Raw genomic sequence first — 16,149 nt, forward strand, 5'->3', positions numbered from 1 at the left:
ACCCCCGAAACGTGTTGCACCGCACTGAAATCAACTATCCCGGGCGCTACATACCCTTCGCTAACTAACCACACACATCCGACCATTTACCGGCATGCCGAGGAGCGGCCGGAAGGGGACCGAGTTTCCCCGTTCCCGGCGACGCGCCGCCGAATCAGAGGTGAAGAACGGGAATCAGCGGACGGGCCAGTCGGGAACCTCGGCCGGCAGATCCTTGCTGACCTTCATCGGGAATTCGGCCGGCCGCTTCTGCAGGAACGAGGTCACGCCCTCGTCGGCGTCCGGGGCGGCGCCCATCGCCGCCATCAGCCGGGAGTCGGCCCGGTGCGCGTCCCACGGGGACGGCGCCGACAGGCCCGACCACATGAGACGGCGGATCGCGGCGACCGACACCGCCGAGGTGTTGGCGGCGATCTCGCCCGCGAGCGCGTAGGCGGCGGGCAGCAGCTCGTCCGGCGGGTACACCCGCGACACCAGACCGCCCTCCAGGGCCTCCTGGGCGTCGAAGATCCGGCCCGTGGCGACCCACTCCATCGCCTGGGAGATCCCGACCAGCCGCGGCAGGAACCAGCTGGAGGCCGCCTCCGCGACGATCCCGCGCCGCGCGAACACGAAGCCGAACTTGGCCCTCTCGCTGGCCAGCCGTATGTCCATCGGCAGCGTCATGGTGACGCCGACGCCGACCGCCGCGCCGTTGAACGCGCCGATGACCGGCTTCAGGCAGCCGGCGAGGCGCAGCGCCACCGTGCCGCCGCCGTCGCGCGGGGTGCCGTCCTCCAGGACGTCGTCGATCCCGGCGAACATCTCCTGGCTCTTGTCCTTGTCGAAGGAGCCGCCGCCCCCGCCGAGGTCGGCGCCCGCGCAGAACGCCCGCCCGGCCCCGGTGACCACGACCACGCGCACGTCGTCGTCGGCGTCGATCCGGTCGAGGACGTCGAGCGTCTCCCGCCGCATGGTGTTGGTGTAGGCGTTCATCCGGTCCGGCCGGTTCAGGGTGACGGTGGCGATCCCGTCCCGAACCCCGTACTCGATCTGCCTGTACGACACTGCGGCCCCTCCTCGCGCCCGATGACAGAACCAGATTCTAGGATTGGCGGAGGGCCCGGCCGCATCCGGGTCGGCCCGGCGCCGCCCGGGGTCTCAGGCGTGGGCGGACGGGAACAGGGCGAGCAGGACCTCGCGCCGCCACTCCTCGTCCCGGCCGGTGAATCCGCGCGGCGGCACCGGGACGAGGTCGTCCCCGTCGGCCACCAGCCCCACCGTGACCTCCGGGCCCAGCTCGACCGCCTCCGGCACGCCGCCACCGCCGTCCGGCGCGTCGCGGGCCGCCAGGCGCCCGGCCAGCGCCGCCAGCACGCGGGCCCACCCCTGGCCCAGGTACGGCGCGAGCCCGGAGACCCGCAGTTCCGGCACTCCGTGCGCCGCCAGGCCGCGCGTGCGCAGCTCCAGGCCGTCCGGCCGCTCGGCGCCGACGATCCGGATCTCGCCGCCGCCCGCGATGTCGCGTTCACCCATGCCCCGACCGTACGCCTGACCTGGGTGAAACCGATCACCCCACGCGCCCCGGCCTTGGCAACGCCCTCTCATGTTCATGACCGATCGGATAAATTACGACGGTGAATTGGGCCGTCACGACGTACGACTCCGCCTTCGGCTACGTCTCCGCACATGGCGCGCCCCTGATCGACCTGCTCGACCCGCAGCCCGGCGAGCGGGTCATCGATCTGGGGTGCGGCACCGGCACGTTCGCCGCGGAGATCGCCGAGCGCGGCGCCGACGTGCTGGGCATCGACGGCTCGCCCGAGATGATCGCCCAGGCCACGTCCCAGCATCCCGGGCTGTCCTTCGCGGTCGGCGACGCCCACGAGTTCACCACCACCGAGCCCTTCGACGCGGTCGCCTCCAACGCCGCGCTGCACTGGATGACCCGCGACCCGGACGCCGTGATCGCGCGGGTGCACGCGGCGCTGCGGCCCGGCGGCCGGTTCGTCGGCGAGCTGGGCGGCGCCGGCAACTGCGCCGAGCTGATCGTCGCGATGCAGACCGCCTGGCGGGTCTTCGGCCTCGGCGAGCCCGAGCTGCCCTGGTACTTCCCGAGCCCCGCCGAGTACGCCACCCGCCTGGAGGACGGCGGCTTCACCCTCCGGCTGCTGGAGCACGCCGACCGCCCGTCCCGCATGACCGAGGGCCCGAACGGCGCCGCCGACTGGGTCCGGGCCTACGCGCCGGGCGCGCTGGCCGACGTGCCGCCGGAACTGGTCGAACCGCTGCTCGCCCGGATCAACGAGCTGGCCGCCCCGGCGCTGCGCCGCGAGTCGGGCTGGGTCGCCGACTACGTGCGCCTGCGGTTCGCCTGCGTGCGCAAACCGGACGGCGCCGCGCCCATGCCCGAGGGCCCCCCGCTCTCCGGCTCGCCCGCCCTCTGACCGCCGCGCACCCTCCGGAGGCGGGGCGTTCAACGCGTTCGCGCCGGGTCGTCCTGGGTTCCGCGCGGCCGCGACCGTAGGGTTGGGGCATGCTGCGCCTGCAGGACCACCGCACCGGACAGGCCCTGGAACTCCCGCCGAATGCGATGCACGTCCACGTCCACTCCGGCCGTGAGCGGGCGCTCGTCACCGCCGACCTGCTGCGCAGGCTCGCCGAACGGTCCCGCCGCCGCGTCACGCTGACCCGTGCCGCCCAGGTGCGTCCGAAGGCCGACTTCTCCGAGCTCAACCTCCCGGAGGTGGAGGTCGCGACGGAGGGCGAGCTGCCCGGCGGGGCGATCTGGGTGGGTTCGGAGGACGTCCTCGACCACCGGTGCCTGATCGTGCCGCCGGAACGGTACACCTGGGACGAGCTGGCCGAGAGCGCCAGCACCGACCCGCTGTGCGTGCGCCTGGCGATCCTCCGCGAGCGCTACCGCGAGCCGGACGAGATGGACGGCGACCTCGTGGTCGAGGCGGGACGGGACCTGGCGCACTGGCGCGAGGCGATGGCCGAGTGGGCGACCCGGCCCGGCCGTCCGATGGACCGGCCGTACGCGACCAAGGCGGAGGCGGCCCTGGCCGACGACCTGGACAGCCCCACCGCGCTGGCCGTCCTGGACGACCTGACCGCCGACCCGGACGTCGCGCCGGGCGCCAAGCTGGAGACCGTCATCCACCTCGACCTCATCCTGGGCCTCGACCTGGTCTCCGGCATCGGCCGCGCCTGAGGGTCAGGCGTCCTAGACGGCGACGAGGGAGCCGTCGGCGACCAGATCGGCGAGGGAGCGGGCGAAGACGTAGGCAGTGCCGCCGCCCGGCTGGTCGAACCACGGCACCGCGACCCCCGTGAGCGCCCGCAGCGGCCGCTGCAGCCGGTAGGCCCGGTACGGGCGGTTCGCCCAGTCCGGCGGCAGCGAGCGCTCGGCGAACGGCGTCCGCACCGCGTAGGTGACGTTGCCGGCCTCGCTGCCGTACCGGTCGACGGTCGTGCCTGCGGGCACCTCCACCTCGTGCCTTCCCCGGAACAGCGTCAGCGGCGGCTCGCCCGCGAGCGGCTCGATCGAACGACGCGCGTCCCCGGCCGGGGACTTGAGGAGGAGGGATCCCAGGAGGTACGCCGCCGCCTGCTCCTCGGTCTCGAAGACCACCCGACGCCGGCGCTCGCCGTCCTCGGAGAGGAAGACCGCCCATTGCCCGCCCTCGGGCAGCAGGCTCCAGGCGCCGTCCGCGACGCCGCCGATCCGGTACGCCCCGGACGCCACGCCCAGCTCGTTCAACCGCCCCTCCAGCGCCGAGGACACCGAGGAGGGCGCGGGCCGCGAGGCTCCCGGGTCGGTGTTGATGCGGGGCGGCGCGGGCCGGCCGGTGACCGCGGCGCTCGCGGCGTCCATCGTGTCGTCGTCGATCACGGGGATCTGGAAGCCGCGAGCGCGGGCGTGCGCGACCAGGTCGGGCTCGGGCGGGACGCCGTGCTCCTCCAGGTAGTAGCCGACCGCTCCCGCCCACACCCAGGACCCGTCGGTGTGGAAGGTCAGCGGCACCCGGTCGCCGCGCGAGGCGTCGATCTGGTCGGGCGCGTACGACCGCGCAGCCAGCACGACCGGCGCCCGCCTCAGGTACTCGACCAGCCGCGCGACCTCGTCCTGCGGGACGGCCGGACGCGACACCGACGGCCCTTCACCGTCCGGGCCCACATGGTCGAACACGCGCGCCCTGCGGATGCCGCCGCCGACCGGGGCGCCGTCGGGAGCCGGGGAGTCGTCGGGGGACGGCACCTGGTCCGGCGCGCCGTCACCGGCCGCCTCGAGACGGCGCTTGATCCAGTCGCGCGTACCGTGCTCGGGGAAGCGCTCCACCTCCAGCCGCACGTCCTGCACCGACGGCTCGGCGTTCCAGGGGGGCTCCTCCTGGTTGGTGAACTGCGCCTGGACCCGGACGGACCCCTCCTCGTACAGCACCCGGTAGTCGATCCGCGACCAGGCGCCGCGCTGGAAGGCGTAGGTGCCCGCGCGCAGCCGCTGCAGCAGCGCCTGCGCCCCGGGCGGGACGCTCCACGACGTCATCGTGCGGTCGGCCACCCGCACCATGGCCGGAGGGCACTCCACATGGTCGCCGACCACCTGGTAGTGGCCGAACACCTGGTCCCACAGGGGCGGGGCCTGGTCGGCCACCAGGATGCAGAACTCGTTGGAGAGGATCTCCATCTGCTCCATGGGATTGAGGGCCTCGGCCTGGAAGACCCCCTCGTACGCGGGCTCGCGGCCGTCCAGCCGGTCCCGCAGCCACGGCGGCATGTGCGCGCCGTCGCGCGGCATCACGATCTGGTCGCGCTGCCAGCACTCCACCTGGATCGACGGGTCCCAGTTCGGGTCGAAGTCGTAGTTGAAGATGGGCCGGATAGGCGCGCCCGGCTCCAGCATGAACCGCGCGGAGAACCAGGTGCCCTGCTCGGGCAGGTAGTGCGCGCGGCGGAGCTCCAGCATGCTGTCGGTCAGCTCCTGCGGCATCGCCTCGGGCCGTACGAGCTTGCCGTCCTCGGTGAGCACGGTGAGGGCCATGTCGTTCACCGCGACCGTCGCCAGGCAGTGCAGATCGATGCGGCGGCTGCCGGGAGGGGTGTTCCGCGACACGAACTCGATGATGCGTCGCTGGATCTCGGCGATGCGCTCGTTCTGCCCGCTCACTGACCGTTCCCCCATTTCAGACGACTCACGCTGACCGGCAGATTATCGAGCGATCACCGGAAGGGCGCTCCACGCCGGACAAAACCGATTGCCCGGACGGCGCGCGCTCGGCCACGCTCGGACGCATGCGCATCGACGACCTGCTGGAGCTGGAGCTGCACGGCACGCTGCCCGAGTTCGTCCTGTTCTGGGGCGGGACGCAGGCGAAGGGCTGCCTCAGCCAGTGGCATCCGTCCCCGTTCGAGGTCGACGGCGTCACCTACCCCACCGCCGAGCACTACATGATGGCGGAGAAGGCCCGGCTGTTCGGCGACACGGCCAGGGTCCGCGAGATCCTCGCCACCACCGACCCCGGCCGCGCCAAGGCCCTCGGCCGCCGCGTCGCGAACTTCGACGAGGACACCTGGGTGCGGGAGCGGTACGGCATCGTGGTGCGCGGCAACGTGGCCAAGTTCGGGGCGCACGAGCGGCTACGCCACTACCTGCTCTCCACCACCGGGAAGGTCCTGGTCGAGGCCAGCCCACTGGACGTCATCTGGGGCATCGGTTTCGACGAGCACAAGCCGGAGGCGCTGCGCCCGTCCGAGTGGCGCGGCCTCAACCTCCTCGGCTTCGCCCTCATGGACGTCCGCGACGCCCTCACGTCCTGACGCCGCTACCCCAGCAGCGCGGCCGTCTCCGCTACCAGCTCGGTCTGGCGCATCCGGTCCTCCGGGAACGGCATCGCGATAATCCGGTGCGCACCCGCCTCGGCCAGCTCGGCGAACCGTTCGGACGCCCGCTCCGGCCCGCCCACGATCAGCGACCCGCGCGCCTCGTCCTCGCTCATCCCGTAGTCGGTGAGCCCGCGCACCTGCGCGTCGATCCGCGCGGCGGGCAGGTCGCCGAGCCCGACGCTGACGCCGACGGTCAGCCGCGGCACCGGACGGCCGTACTCCTCCGCCAGTTCCCGGAGCCGGCCCAGCCCGGCGGCGATCTCCGCGGGCCCGGAGAACGCCGCGTACCACTCGTCGCCGAACCGCGCGGCCCGCCGCAGCGTCGCCGCGCCCCCGCCGACCAGCACCGGCGGCACGGTCGCGCCGGGCGACAGCACGACCTCCTCCCCGTCCACCTTCGCGGGCCTCCCCGCGATCAGCGCGGGCAGCGCCTCCAGGGCCGCGTCGGTCCGCGCGCCGCGTTCGCGGTAGGGGACGCCCACCGCCCGCCAGGCCGCGTCGCCGTGCACGGGCCCGCCCGACCCGACGCCCAGCAGCACGCGGCCCCCGGACAGATGCTGGAGGCTCGCTACCTGCTTCGCGACCCACGCGACCGGCCGCAGCGCCACGATCATCACCCCGAAGCCCAGCCGGACGCGCTCGGTGACGGCCGCGGCGGTCGCCAGCGCCAGCGTGCTGTCGAGGTACGGCCTGTTGGGAATCAGGTGGTCGCCGACCCAGACCGACTCCAGGCCCACGTCCTCCGCGTGCCGCGCGTGCTCGGCCGTACCCGCCGCCGGGTCCACCCCGAACGCGGGCAGGTGCACTCCGACCTTCACCGCACCTCCAGCAGGGTCTTGCCGACGGAGGCGCGCGACTCGATGGCCGCGTGCGCGTCGGCGGCCCGCTCCAGCGGGAACCGCTGGCCGATCAGCGGACGCAGCCGGCCCGCGGCGGCCTCCCCCAGCGCGCTCTGCGTGGCCTCCCGGATCACCTCCGGCGTCGGCTGCGCCTGGACGAGAGCGACGCCGCGCCCGGCGGCCCGCTCCTCGGGCACGCCCGCCCACTCGCCGCTGGCCAGCCCGTAACTGATCATCCGTCCGCCCGGTTCGAGCAGCTCGAACGCGGTCCGCCCGATCTCACCGCCGACCCCGTCGAACACCGCGTCCAGCCCGCCCACCGCCGCGCGCACGCGACCGTCCCAATCCGGCAGGGTGTAGTCGACCACCACGTCCGCACCGAGATCACGCGCGATGCCGGTCTTGCGCTCCCCGCCCGCCGCCGCGACGACCCGGGCCCCGGCCGCCCCGGCGAGCTGCACCAGCAGGCTCCCCACCCCGCCCGCGGCCGCCTCCACCAGCACCCGCTCGCCGGGACGCGGCCCCACCGCGTTCAGCATCATCGTCGCGGTACGGCCGTCGGCCAGCAGCGCGACGGCATCGTCCAAGGCCAGCTCCGCGGGCACCGGGAACAGCCCCTCGGCGTCCACCGCGGCCAGCTCGGCATAACCGCCCGAACCGCCCGTGGCGCTGACCACCCTCGTCCCCACCAGCGACGCGTCCACGCCCTCACCGACCTCGCGGACGACGCCGCCGACCCCGTTCCCCGGGATCAGCGGCGGCTCCGCCTTGAACGGCGAGAAACCGCCCGACCGGAACTGCGTCTCCACGAACGTGATGTTGGCGAACACCACCTCCACCAGCACCTGGCCGGGGCCCGGGACCGGGTCCGGCGCGTCCCCCGCGACGAGCACCTCCGGCCCGCCGAACTCCTTCAACCACACCGCGCGCATCGCCACGCCCTCCGCTCGATCGGCAACACCCCCACCCTGCAACCTCGAGCTAAGTAGAGGTCAAGCGATCAGGTCTTCCGCGGCGACGGCCCCGGCAGCAGCGCCACGATCTCCGGCCTCAGCAGATCGCGCACGCTCGCGTACGGCGCCGTCAACCGGTCGTACGGGCACTCGCTCCCGGCGATCGAGTAGTTGATCTCGAACTGGTCCGTCCCGAAGAACGGCGTGGACGCCGGCCACTCCCGCTCCACGGCCCGGTTCGGGTAGAAGTCCGCACGCTCAGGCCCCTCCCTCCGGCACCCCTCCGGCCCCCACATGTCCCCGGACGCGGTGCTGGTCAACCGGCCCCACAGCGTCCTGACACCACCAGAGGTCAGCGTCGCGGGCTTGAACACGTCCTCCGAACCCAGCACCTTCCCCGTCTTCAGATTGACCGTCACCGCACGCCCCGGCATCTGCCCGTCGGCCGGCAAGCAGTACCCCACCCGCACCCGGTAGACAACAGAGATCAGCGTCGGCCCCCGCAGCCCGATCCGGGTGGTGGTGTTCACCTCCGAGTTCTGCGTGCACGCCGCGCCCGCCTCCCTGGTCGACCGCCGCAGGGACGCGATGGTCTCGTCCAGCGGACCCCGCAGCGCCTGGTTGATCCGCTGCTGCAGCGCCGCGTCCCGAATCCCGGAGACCTGCGCGTACTGCGCGTTCTGGACCACCAGCCGCACATCGGTGTACGACTGGTTCATCGTCGAGATCACCGCCGCCACAGGCCGCGACGGCGGCTGCCGCGGCTCGTCGTCGTTCAGGTTGGTGTACGCGTAGGTGCCGCCCGCCCCCGCCACCACCGCGGCCCCCGCCACGGCCAGCGCCGCCTTACCTCCCACGCCCGCCAGGAACCCGGAACCGCCCGCAGCGGCACCCGCGCCGCCGCCGCTCGCGACCGCACCGCCACCGGCGGCCGCGGCCGTCCCCGCCACGACCGGCGCCGCGGGCGCGAGCCCAGCCGCCACCAACGGAAACAGCGCCGCCAGCGCCACGGCCGTACCGGCGAGCGCACGCACACCGCGCTGCTCCCAGTCCGGCCCGTACGCCTCCGAAGCAGCCCGCTCCAACTCCCCCACGAACGCCGCCGCACCATGCGGACGCTCCGCGGGCTCCTTGGCCATCCCCCGGCTCACCAGGTCCCGCAACGCCTCGGGCAGCACGTCCAGCGGAACGGGCGCGTTCAGGTGCCGCGCCATCAACTCCGGCCCCGACCCCGTATACGGCCGCTGCCCCGTCACGCACTCGAAGAACACGCACGTGGCCGCGTACACGTCCGCCGCGGGCGTCGCAGGCTCACCCCGCCACTGCTCAGGCGGCATGTACGCGGGCGTCCCCGATCGCGTCCCCTCCCCCTGCGGAGCCGCGATCCCGAAGTCGATGAGCTTGCTCAACCCATCGGCCTGCACCACGACGTTCGCCGGCTTGTAATCCCTGTGCACGACCCCGACGGCATGCGCCGCCGCCAGACCCTGCAGCGACCCCTTCAACACCACCAGGGACGCCTCCGCCCCCAGCGCCCCATGCTCGGAGAGCACCCGCTTCAGCGACACCCCGTTGACCGCCTCCATGACGATCGCCGCCCCGCGCTCGCTCTCCACCAGCCGGTACAGCCGCGCCACATGCGGATCCGACACCCGCCCCAGCAGCACCGCCTCATGCCGGAGCCGCTCGAGCTCCGGCAGCGACCCCTGGAACAGATACTTGATCGCAACCGGCGTCCCCGCCGTCCGATGCCGGGCCAGCACCACCCTTCCCTGGGCACCCGCACCCAGCTCCCGGACCTCCTGGAACCCGTCAATCCGCCACTCGTCCACCGCGCACCCTCCTGCCACGATCTTGCGGCACGCAGGGTGAGATCGCCGCCACCCGCCGGAAAGTTCGTACGAACCTCCGCCTCCCTTTCCGCAACGAACCGCTTTTCTCGTCACAGGCTCCTCTGTAAGCTTTCGCAGGTACTCCGCCCCGTTGTCGAGACTGGACGATCAGGGATGGCGATGCGCGCCCGGTTGGTACGTTCCTCCCCGCACCGGCGGCCTCGCCTACGCACCACCGCCACGCTGGCGCTCCTGGCCGCCGCGTCGCTGTCGGCGTGCGGCGACGAGCCCTCCTCCGGCACCTTCAAGCCCAACGGCTCCCTGGCCAGCGGCACCCCGCCCACCCCGCCCACCGCGGCCCGTCCCCCCTCCACCATCCCGACCCCCCAACTCGACCAGACCGTCCTCACCCGCTACCGCGAGTACCAGCGCGTCTTCAAACGGGTGTACGAGATCAACGACCCGGCGGAACTGGGCGCGGTCGCGATGGACCCGCTCCTCACCCAGGTCACCAAGGACGTCGAGCGCACCAGGGCCAAGGGCGAGATCTGGCGGTTCACCAACGTCTCGAACGCGAAGGTCTACGCGCGCGCGAAGGACGGCATGACGGTCTACGTCGTCGACTGCCTGCGCACCCTCGCCGGCTACCGCTTCTCCGCGAAGACCGGCAAGCGCATCGGCGGCGGCCCGGGAGGCGCCTACCTGCACCGCTCCGCGGTCCGGTACGACGGCGCCACCTGGAAGGTCTCCGAAACCATCCGGGACGACAAATGCTGACCCCCCGCCCCCCGCACCGCTCCCCCCGCGCGGCCCCGCGTTCGTCCGGCTCCGAGCCCCACCCACCGGCGGCACCCACCGAAGGAACCCTCATGCCCCACCACCCGCACCCCAGGCTGAAGGTGCTGGCAGGCGCGTCCTTGGTAGGCGCGCTCGCCGTCCCCTTCCTCACAGCCGCCCACGCCAACGCGGCCCCCTGCGGCTCCCCCGGCAACCTCGTCTGCTTCCCCGAAAGCGACGGAAGCCAGTCCGGCGGAGGAGGCGGCACCGGCGGAGGCGGCTCAGGAGGCGGAGGCGGCGGGATCCCCACCCTGGGCGGAGACGACCAAGGGCTGGGCGTCGGAGGCGGCCCGGCTGCCCCACCGGCGGCCGCGCCCCCGGCCACCATCGACCTGGCCGAGCGGGCCCGCGTCGAAGCGCCGTATCCGGTCCCGACCGCGCATACCGCGCCGGCCGACAAGACGTACGTCAGGATGCGCACGGCGTTGTGGGTGGACGGCTTCCAAACGGTCTCCACCCCGCCCATCTCCGCCGGTGACCAGCTCGTCCAGGCGACCGCGACCCCGCGTTCGGTCCGCTGGGAACTCGGCGAGACGACCCTCGACTGCAACGGGCCGGGCAGACCCAACAGCACGGAATGCGGCCACACCTACAACCGCTCTTCAGCGTCCGCCCCCGGTGGCGCCTACCGCATCACCGCGACCATCACGTGGAGCGTCAGCTGGACGTGCCAGGGCGGCGAGTGCGACGCGCCAGGGGGCGACCTCGCCGACATGTCCATGACCTCGCCTCCGACACCGCTGGTCGTGGGCGAGATCCAGACCAACACCCGGTCATGACGTGGCGGAGGGGCCGTGCCGGGTCCGGCCTGCGACTCCCGGCCGTGATGCTGACCGTTTCGGCGTTGGCGATGACCGGCTGCGGGGGCGGTGACGAGCCCAAGGCACCGCCCCGCCCGAGCCAGGCGGCCCCGAGCACGTCCGCGCCGCCCCCGGTCTACACGGCGGAACAGGTGAAACGAGGGCTGATCGGCCCCGGCGACATCGGTTCCGGAATCCGCGAGATCCGCACCGTGGCCGACGTGCTCAAGGACGGGGGCGCCCCCATCTGCTCGCTCACGGCGACCAGGCTCCAGGGCGACCCGCAGATCACGACCCGCCAGTTCAGCAGCCGTGCGAGCGGAAAGAACGAAGTCAAGTACACCCAGGTGCTGGCCCGTTACGCCACCGCCCAGGCCGCCGCCGGTTCCTACGAGGATCTGAAGAAGAAGGCGCGTTCGTGCCCCGCAAAACGACGGGTGGCGGCCAAGAAGATCCGCGAGGACTTCACGCTGTACGCGCACAACGACACCTGGAAGGTGAGCGAGGACACGCTCGCCGGATGGAATCGGCTGCGCGGCACCGAACGGCAGGAGTATTCGGCCTCGAACACTGAATACAACATCTTCCATGTCATGTACGACTACGCGGCGCGGGGCAACCTGGTGGTCGCCACGATGTACTACGAGCGGACGGAGCCGGGAAAGGAGTCCGGGCCGATCGCGGAGCGGGCGAGCGGGGTGCTGACCAAGCAGCTTCGGAAGATCGGATGAGTTCGGGGGGCTGGCGGCTCCCCGGGCATGTGGAACTCCAGGAGTTGGGCGCCGGCGCGCAGGGGCGTGTCGTGCTGGCGCGCCACGAGGTGTCCGGTCAGCACGTGGCGATCAAGTATCTGGCGTCCGGGCTGCTGGGGGACTCGCATGCCCGGGCCACGTTCCGCAGCGAGGCCGAGCTGCTGAGGCGCGTGGCCGATCCCCATGTGACGCGCCTGCTGGACTATGTCGAGGCTCCGCGGGGAGCGGCGATCGTCATGGAGGTGGTCGCCGGTCCCTCGCTCCGCGCCGTGCTGGACCGGCGCGATCGGCCGCTGGAGCCGGAGGCCGCGCTCACCGTCCTCAAAGGCTCGCTACGCGGCCTGGCCGCCGCCCATGCCGTCGGTGTGGTTCATCGTGACTACAAGCCGGCGAACGTCCTGGTCCAGAGCGACGGCCAGAGCAAGCTGATCGACTTCGGAGTGGCCGTCCTCTCCGGCCAGGGCGGCATCATGGGCACGCCCGCCTACATGGCACCGGAGCAGTGGCAGGGGGCGCCCGCGACGCCTGCCACCGATGTCTACGCCGCCACCTGCGTCTTCTTCGAATGCGTCACCGGCCGCAAGCCTTACGGCGCGGCGACGCAGGGGGAGTTGCGGGCGCAGCACATGGCGGCGCCCATTCCCATCGACGGCGTGCCGGAAGCCCTGCGATCCCTCATCGTTCAAGGGATGGCGAAGCATCCTGGCCAGCGCCGAGGGAACGTGGCGGCGTTTCTCGACGAGCTCGAGGCGGCGGCCGTGGCGAACTACGGTGCCGGCTGGGAGCGGCGGGGCCTGATCGCGCTGGGAACGGCCGCGGCGGTCCTCGCGGCCGCCCTTCCCTTCGCGCTGATCAGCAGTGCCCTCTCGCCCGGGGCGGTCATCGGCTCTGCGGGCGAAGCCGCACATGCGCTCGGCGGGAATGGCCTGCTGGCCAAGATCGGGGGAGCGAAGGCGGCGGGCGGGGCCGTCGCCGGGACGGCGGCGGCCGTCATGATCGCGACGTACTTTCTGCCCGCGGGCGCCGATGTGGGAGGCACCTCCACAGGCGACTACCGCGCGTATTTCGGCAGCCCTCGTGTCGTCCTGGACAACACCTCGATCCCCGACGGCGACACCGACGCGAGCCCGCTCATCAGCGAGAAGATCACCGTGTCCCCCGCGCGGGCCAGGGCCGGAACGCGCGTCCGGGTCGACACGACCTGGCACGGACGGACGCCGTGGGGCCTGCAGTATCTCGGTCCGGGACGGTTCCGCTGCCACGGTCCCGACTCGGAGAGGGGAGACGCCTACCACAGTTCGTACAGCGTCGCCCTGGGAGAGCAGAAGAACGAGAGCAAGGACTCCAAGAAGCCGAAATTCTGGCTCTACCGCACGAGTGAGAAATCACCCAATGACATTCCCTCGGGCACGCCCGTTCCCGTCCAAGGCGCACTCCTCAGGCAGAACGACCAGGAAAAGTACTACGACCACAAGCACTGTTCCTGGACCTTCAACGGGACGACGGCCGCGGAGGTCATCATTCCCGCCGAAGCAGCGCTCAAGCCGGGAAAGTACCGGCTGTCCCGGCACAATCCGGTCGGGATAGGTTTCGTGCGGGCGGAGGTGGGCGAGCGTCTGACGACGATCAGTCCGGCTTCGGCCGACGCGCGGGTCGAAGGCTCCCTGCCGACGCTCGAGGTTCTTGAGTGAGGGGGTGGCCAGGGTCCTTGTGCCGGTCGCGGGGTATCAGAATTCGAAGGCGGCTACTCCGCAGCCTGGGCGGGTCTGGGCTTCGCGGGTCCATTCGATGCAGTAATCGATGGCTTCCAGGACCTCGTGGTCAAGGGAGTCGCGCTGTTCCTGGGTGGTCGACTCCCATTGGGTCAGGGCCTCCGCGCACTGGTCGGGTGACCATTCGCCGTAGCAGGGCAGGTGCTCGGGGGCGGGAAGCGCGGAAGGGACCGACCCGTAGGTGAAGTCGGTGACGCTGACGGCCTTGATGCCGAGGTCGGAGAGGCCCTTGTCCACGGTTTCCAGCCAGCCGCTTCGGTACGGCGAGAAATGGTTGTTGAAGAGCCGCCGGCCGTAGAACTGGCAGATCATCTCGTAGGCGTAGGCGTACTGGAAGGCGTGCGCCTCGTCGTAGGGGCCGCCCTCGATGACGGCCCGTACGGCGTCGTAGCGGGTGGGGGCGCCGTCTTCGATCAAGGAGGAGAACTCCTCGTCGGCGTGCGCGAGCTGGGACTTGAAGCGGCCGCCGATCATTCGTCGCAGCTTGTCGTCCCCGCCGCCGATGGCGCCGTTGGCCTTGGCGAGGTCGACGAGGTAGAGGCTCAGCGAGTAGCTCATGCGCGCGACGGTAGCGGCCGCCGCCGACAGGCGGGGCGCGGTTTCGGGTTCTGGATCGATCGTTTCAAAACGTGGTAGCGTGCCGCCATGGCCCGGCCGCGGAACTTCGACGAGGAACGGGCGGTCGAGGCAGCGATGCGCGCCTTCTGGACCGCCGGGTACGAGGCGACCTCCACCCAGGACCTGTGCGAGGCCACCGGCCTGGGGCGCAGCAGCATCTACAACACCTTCAAGAGCAAGCACGAGCTGTTCGAGCGGGCCCTGCGGCGCTACATGGAGCTCAAGGCCGGCGACTACACCGAGCTGCTGGAGGGGTCCGGGACGGTCCGGGAGAAGATCGCCGAGCTGTTCCGGCGGATGATCGACGACGAGACCGGGGACGGGCTGGGCTGCCTGGTGGTCAACACCGGGATCGAGCTGGCGCCCCGCGATCCGGAGATCGCCGCGCTACTGGAGCGGGACTACCGGCGGCGGCTGGAGATCCTGCGGTCGACGTTCCGCGCCGGGCAGCGCGAGGGCGAGATCGATCCGGGCCGCGACCCGTCCGAGCTGGCCCACTTCGTCATCGCGACGATCGGCGGGATCCGGGTGTCGGCCCGTTCGGGGCTGGGGCGGCCGGCGCTGGAGGCGGTGGCGGGCGCGGCGCTCCGCGCGATCTGAGCGCGGTCGGGTTTCGCCTTTTTTGCGGGCATTTTTTGGACTGATCGATTCAAAACAGGGAGGAGAGCGCCTGTGCCGTGGGCGATCTACGTGCTGGGATTCGCGATCTTCGCGCAGGGCACCTCGGAGTTCATGCTGGCCGGGCTGCTGCCCGCCATGGCGGACGAACTGGGCGTGTCGGTGCCCACCGCGGGGCTGCTGATCTCCGCGTACGCCCTCGGGATGGTGGCCGGGGCGCCGGTGCTGGCGATGGCCACGCTGCGGCTGGCGCGCCGCACCGCGCTGCTCGCCTTCCTCGCCGTCTTCGCGCTGGCGCACGTGGCGGGCGCGCTGACGCCGAGCTACGAGGTGCTGTTCGCGACCCGGCTGGTGGGCGCGTTCGCCAGTGCCGGGTTCTTCGGCGTGGCGGTGGTCGCGGCGGTCGATCTGGTGCCGGCGGACGCGCGCGGGCGGGCGGTCTCGATCGTCATCGGCGGGATCACCGTGTCGACGGTCCTGGGCGTTCCCGGCGGGACCTTCCTCGGGCAGTACCTGGGCTGGCGGGCGGCGTTCTGGACGGTCGCTGTGCTGTCCACGGTGGCCCTGGTGGGAGTGGGCACCGCGTTGGCAGGTGCGCGCCGCGCGTCCGTTGGCAACGTTCCGGGGGTGCGCGAGGAGTTGCGCAGCCTGGCCTCGCCCGGGTTGTGGATCGCGTACGGGACGAGCGCCCTGTCCTTCAGCTCGATGATGGCGACGTTCAGTTATCTGGGGGCGATGCTCACCGACACCACGCGCCTACCGGAGGGGTGGGTGCCGGGCGTGCTCGCCCTCTTCGGCGTGGGGTCGCTCATCGGCATCGTCATCGGGGGGCGGGTGGCCGACGCGTACCCGTTCCGCACGCTCACCATTGGAATGACGGGCGTTGTGCTGGCATCGGCCGGTATCGCTCTGGGGGCTTCCAACGCGGTGGCCGTCATCGTGCTGGTGCCCTTGCTCGGCGGCTTCGGTCTTGCGACCAACCCCGCGGTGAGCGTCCGCGTGTACGCGACCCTTGGCGAGGTACGGACCCTTGCGGGGGCCACGGTCACTTCTATGTTCAACGTCGGCAACACCATCGCGCCTTGGCTGGGCGGGCTCGTCATCGGCGCGGGCTTCGGCTACCGCTTCGCCGCGTGGGTGGGCGCGGGGATGGCCCTGGCGGCCCTGGGGACGGTGGCGCTGGGGGCCTGGGTTGCACCCCGCTCCCCCGGGCGGGTCGCTGCTGTGGCCGTCACGCCTGAGGTCTGCGTGCGCCAGTAG

General features: G+C 72.1%; 16 protein-coding genes. 9 read left to right on the forward strand and 7 right to left on the reverse strand.

The genetic code is table 11. The annotated features are described in order from the left end of the window. Window positions 1-174: 174 nt before the first annotated feature. Entirely contained in the window at window positions 175-1,047 is an 873-nt protein-coding gene (locus tag ACFPZN_RS27945) for an enoyl-CoA hydratase-related protein (protein WP_378285191.1), read from the reverse strand. Between the two features lie 93 nt (window positions 1,048-1,140). Then, window positions 1,141-1,515 carry a hypothetical protein gene (locus ACFPZN_RS27950; protein ID WP_378285192.1) on the reverse strand — a complete coding sequence of 125 codons (375 nt, stop codon included), beginning with the start codon at window positions 1,513-1,515 and terminating at the stop codon, window positions 1,141-1,143. Between the two features lie 101 nt (window positions 1,516-1,616). On the opposite strand from ACFPZN_RS27950, the gene ACFPZN_RS27955 reads away from it, so the two are divergent. Then, window positions 1,617-2,426: a class I SAM-dependent methyltransferase gene (locus ACFPZN_RS27955; protein ID WP_378285193.1), complete on the forward strand. Its 810-nt coding sequence runs from the start codon at window positions 1,617-1,619 to the stop codon at window positions 2,424-2,426. Window positions 2,427-2,515: 89 nt separating this feature from the next. Then, complete coding sequence (locus tag ACFPZN_RS27960) at window positions 2,516-3,196, forward strand: hypothetical protein (protein ID WP_378285194.1); 681 nt, start codon at window positions 2,516-2,518, stop codon at window positions 3,194-3,196. 12 nt (window positions 3,197-3,208) lie between these two features. On the opposite strand, the gene ACFPZN_RS27965 is transcribed toward ACFPZN_RS27960, so the two are convergent. After that, complete coding sequence (locus ACFPZN_RS27965; RefSeq protein ID WP_378285195.1) at window positions 3,209-5,152, reverse strand: TNT domain-containing protein; 1,944 nt, start codon at window positions 5,150-5,152, stop codon at window positions 3,209-3,211. A gap of 125 nt (window positions 5,153-5,277) precedes the next feature. On the opposite strand from ACFPZN_RS27965, the gene ACFPZN_RS27970 reads away from it, so the two are divergent. Continuing rightward, window positions 5,278-5,802: an NADAR family protein gene (locus ACFPZN_RS27970; protein ID WP_378285196.1), complete on the forward strand. Its 525-nt coding sequence runs from the start codon at window positions 5,278-5,280 to the stop codon at window positions 5,800-5,802. A gap of 5 nt (window positions 5,803-5,807) precedes the next feature. Here the strand turns inward: ACFPZN_RS27970 and ACFPZN_RS27975 are convergent, their stop codons facing one another. From ACFPZN_RS27975 to ACFPZN_RS27985, 3 genes are all read right to left on the reverse strand, one after another. Continuing rightward, the gene (locus ACFPZN_RS27975) at window positions 5,808-6,686 is read right to left on the reverse strand and encodes an LLM class flavin-dependent oxidoreductase (RefSeq protein ID WP_378285197.1); all 879 of its coding nucleotides are present in this window, start codon (window positions 6,684-6,686) and stop codon (window positions 5,808-5,810) included. Continuing rightward, window positions 6,683-7,639 (reverse strand): zinc-binding dehydrogenase, encoded by a 957-nt coding sequence (locus tag ACFPZN_RS27980; RefSeq protein ID WP_378285240.1) that lies wholly within the window; start codon window positions 7,637-7,639, stop codon window positions 6,683-6,685. The genes ACFPZN_RS27975 and ACFPZN_RS27980 overlap by 4 nt, the downstream gene beginning before the upstream one ends. A 68-nt stretch (window positions 7,640-7,707) precedes the next feature. Beyond that, window positions 7,708-9,492 (reverse strand): serine/threonine-protein kinase, encoded by a 1,785-nt coding sequence (locus tag ACFPZN_RS27985; protein ID WP_378285198.1) that lies wholly within the window; start codon window positions 9,490-9,492, stop codon window positions 7,708-7,710. Between the two features lie 180 nt (window positions 9,493-9,672). Here ACFPZN_RS27985 and ACFPZN_RS27990 point away from each other — a divergent pair, with 180 nt between their 5' ends. The 4 genes from ACFPZN_RS27990 to ACFPZN_RS28005 all read left to right on the forward strand — a co-directional run bounded on the left by ACFPZN_RS27990 (window position 9,673) and on the right by ACFPZN_RS28005 (window position 13,572). Beyond that, complete coding sequence (locus tag ACFPZN_RS27990; RefSeq protein ID WP_378285199.1) at window positions 9,673-10,269, forward strand: hypothetical protein; 597 nt, start codon at window positions 9,673-9,675, stop codon at window positions 10,267-10,269. 92 nt (window positions 10,270-10,361) lie between these two features. Further along, a complete protein-coding gene (locus ACFPZN_RS27995) occupies window positions 10,362-11,108 on the forward strand; it encodes a hypothetical protein (protein ID WP_378285200.1) in 747 nt (248 codons plus the stop codon). Further along, on the forward strand, window positions 11,105-11,860 hold the full coding sequence (locus ACFPZN_RS28000) for a hypothetical protein (protein ID WP_378285201.1): 756 nt from the start codon (window positions 11,105-11,107) through the stop codon (window positions 11,858-11,860). The genes ACFPZN_RS27995 and ACFPZN_RS28000 overlap by 4 nt, the downstream gene beginning before the upstream one ends. Before the next feature lie 29 nt (window positions 11,861-11,889). Continuing rightward, a complete protein-coding gene (locus tag ACFPZN_RS28005) occupies window positions 11,890-13,572 on the forward strand; it encodes a serine/threonine-protein kinase (protein ID WP_378285202.1) in 1,683 nt (560 codons plus the stop codon). 36 nt (window positions 13,573-13,608) lie between these two features. Here the strand turns inward: ACFPZN_RS28005 and ACFPZN_RS28010 are convergent, their stop codons facing one another. Beyond that, on the reverse strand, window positions 13,609-14,211 hold the full coding sequence (locus ACFPZN_RS28010) for a DUF7691 family protein (protein ID WP_378285203.1): 603 nt from the start codon (window positions 14,209-14,211) through the stop codon (window positions 13,609-13,611). An 87-nt stretch (window positions 14,212-14,298) separates the two neighbouring features. Between ACFPZN_RS28010 and ACFPZN_RS28015 the strand changes: the two genes are divergently transcribed. Then, window positions 14,299-14,871, forward strand: coding sequence for a TetR/AcrR family transcriptional regulator (locus ACFPZN_RS28015; RefSeq protein WP_378285204.1), 573 nt, complete (start codon window positions 14,299-14,301; stop codon window positions 14,869-14,871). A gap of 72 nt (window positions 14,872-14,943) precedes the next feature. After that, window positions 14,944-16,149: a Cmx/CmrA family chloramphenicol efflux MFS transporter gene (locus ACFPZN_RS28020; RefSeq protein WP_378285205.1), complete on the forward strand. Its 1,206-nt coding sequence runs from the start codon at window positions 14,944-14,946 to the stop codon at window positions 16,147-16,149.

It is taken from the genome of Actinomadura rugatobispora (assembly GCF_042656285.1).
Classification (GTDB): domain Bacteria; phylum Actinomycetota; class Actinomycetes; order Streptosporangiales; family Streptosporangiaceae; genus Spirillospora; species Spirillospora rugatobispora.

Coding starts and splice junctions, on each gene's coding strand:
- ACFPZN_RS27950 (WP_378285192.1), bottom strand. CDS start 1,515: ATGGGTGAACGCGACATCGCGGGCGGCGGCGAGATCCGGATCGTCGGC.
- ACFPZN_RS27970 (WP_378285196.1), top strand. CDS start 5,278: ATGCGCATCGACGACCTGCTGGAGCTGGAGCTGCACGGCACGCTGCCC.
- ACFPZN_RS27990 (WP_378285199.1), top strand. CDS start 9,673: ATGCGCGCCCGGTTGGTACGTTCCTCCCCGCACCGGCGGCCTCGCCTA.
- ACFPZN_RS27995 (WP_378285200.1), top strand. CDS start 10,362: ATGCCCCACCACCCGCACCCCAGGCTGAAGGTGCTGGCAGGCGCGTCC.
- ACFPZN_RS28000 (WP_378285201.1), top strand. CDS start 11,105: ATGACGTGGCGGAGGGGCCGTGCCGGGTCCGGCCTGCGACTCCCGGCC.
- ACFPZN_RS27960 (WP_378285194.1), top strand. CDS start 2,516: ATGCTGCGCCTGCAGGACCACCGCACCGGACAGGCCCTGGAACTCCCG.
- ACFPZN_RS28015 (WP_378285204.1), top strand. CDS start 14,299: ATGGCCCGGCCGCGGAACTTCGACGAGGAACGGGCGGTCGAGGCAGCG.
- ACFPZN_RS27980 (WP_378285240.1), bottom strand. CDS start 7,639: ATGCGCGCGGTGTGGTTGAAGGAGTTCGGCGGGCCGGAGGTGCTCGTC.
- ACFPZN_RS28010 (WP_378285203.1), bottom strand. CDS start 14,211: ATGAGCTACTCGCTGAGCCTCTACCTCGTCGACCTCGCCAAGGCCAAC.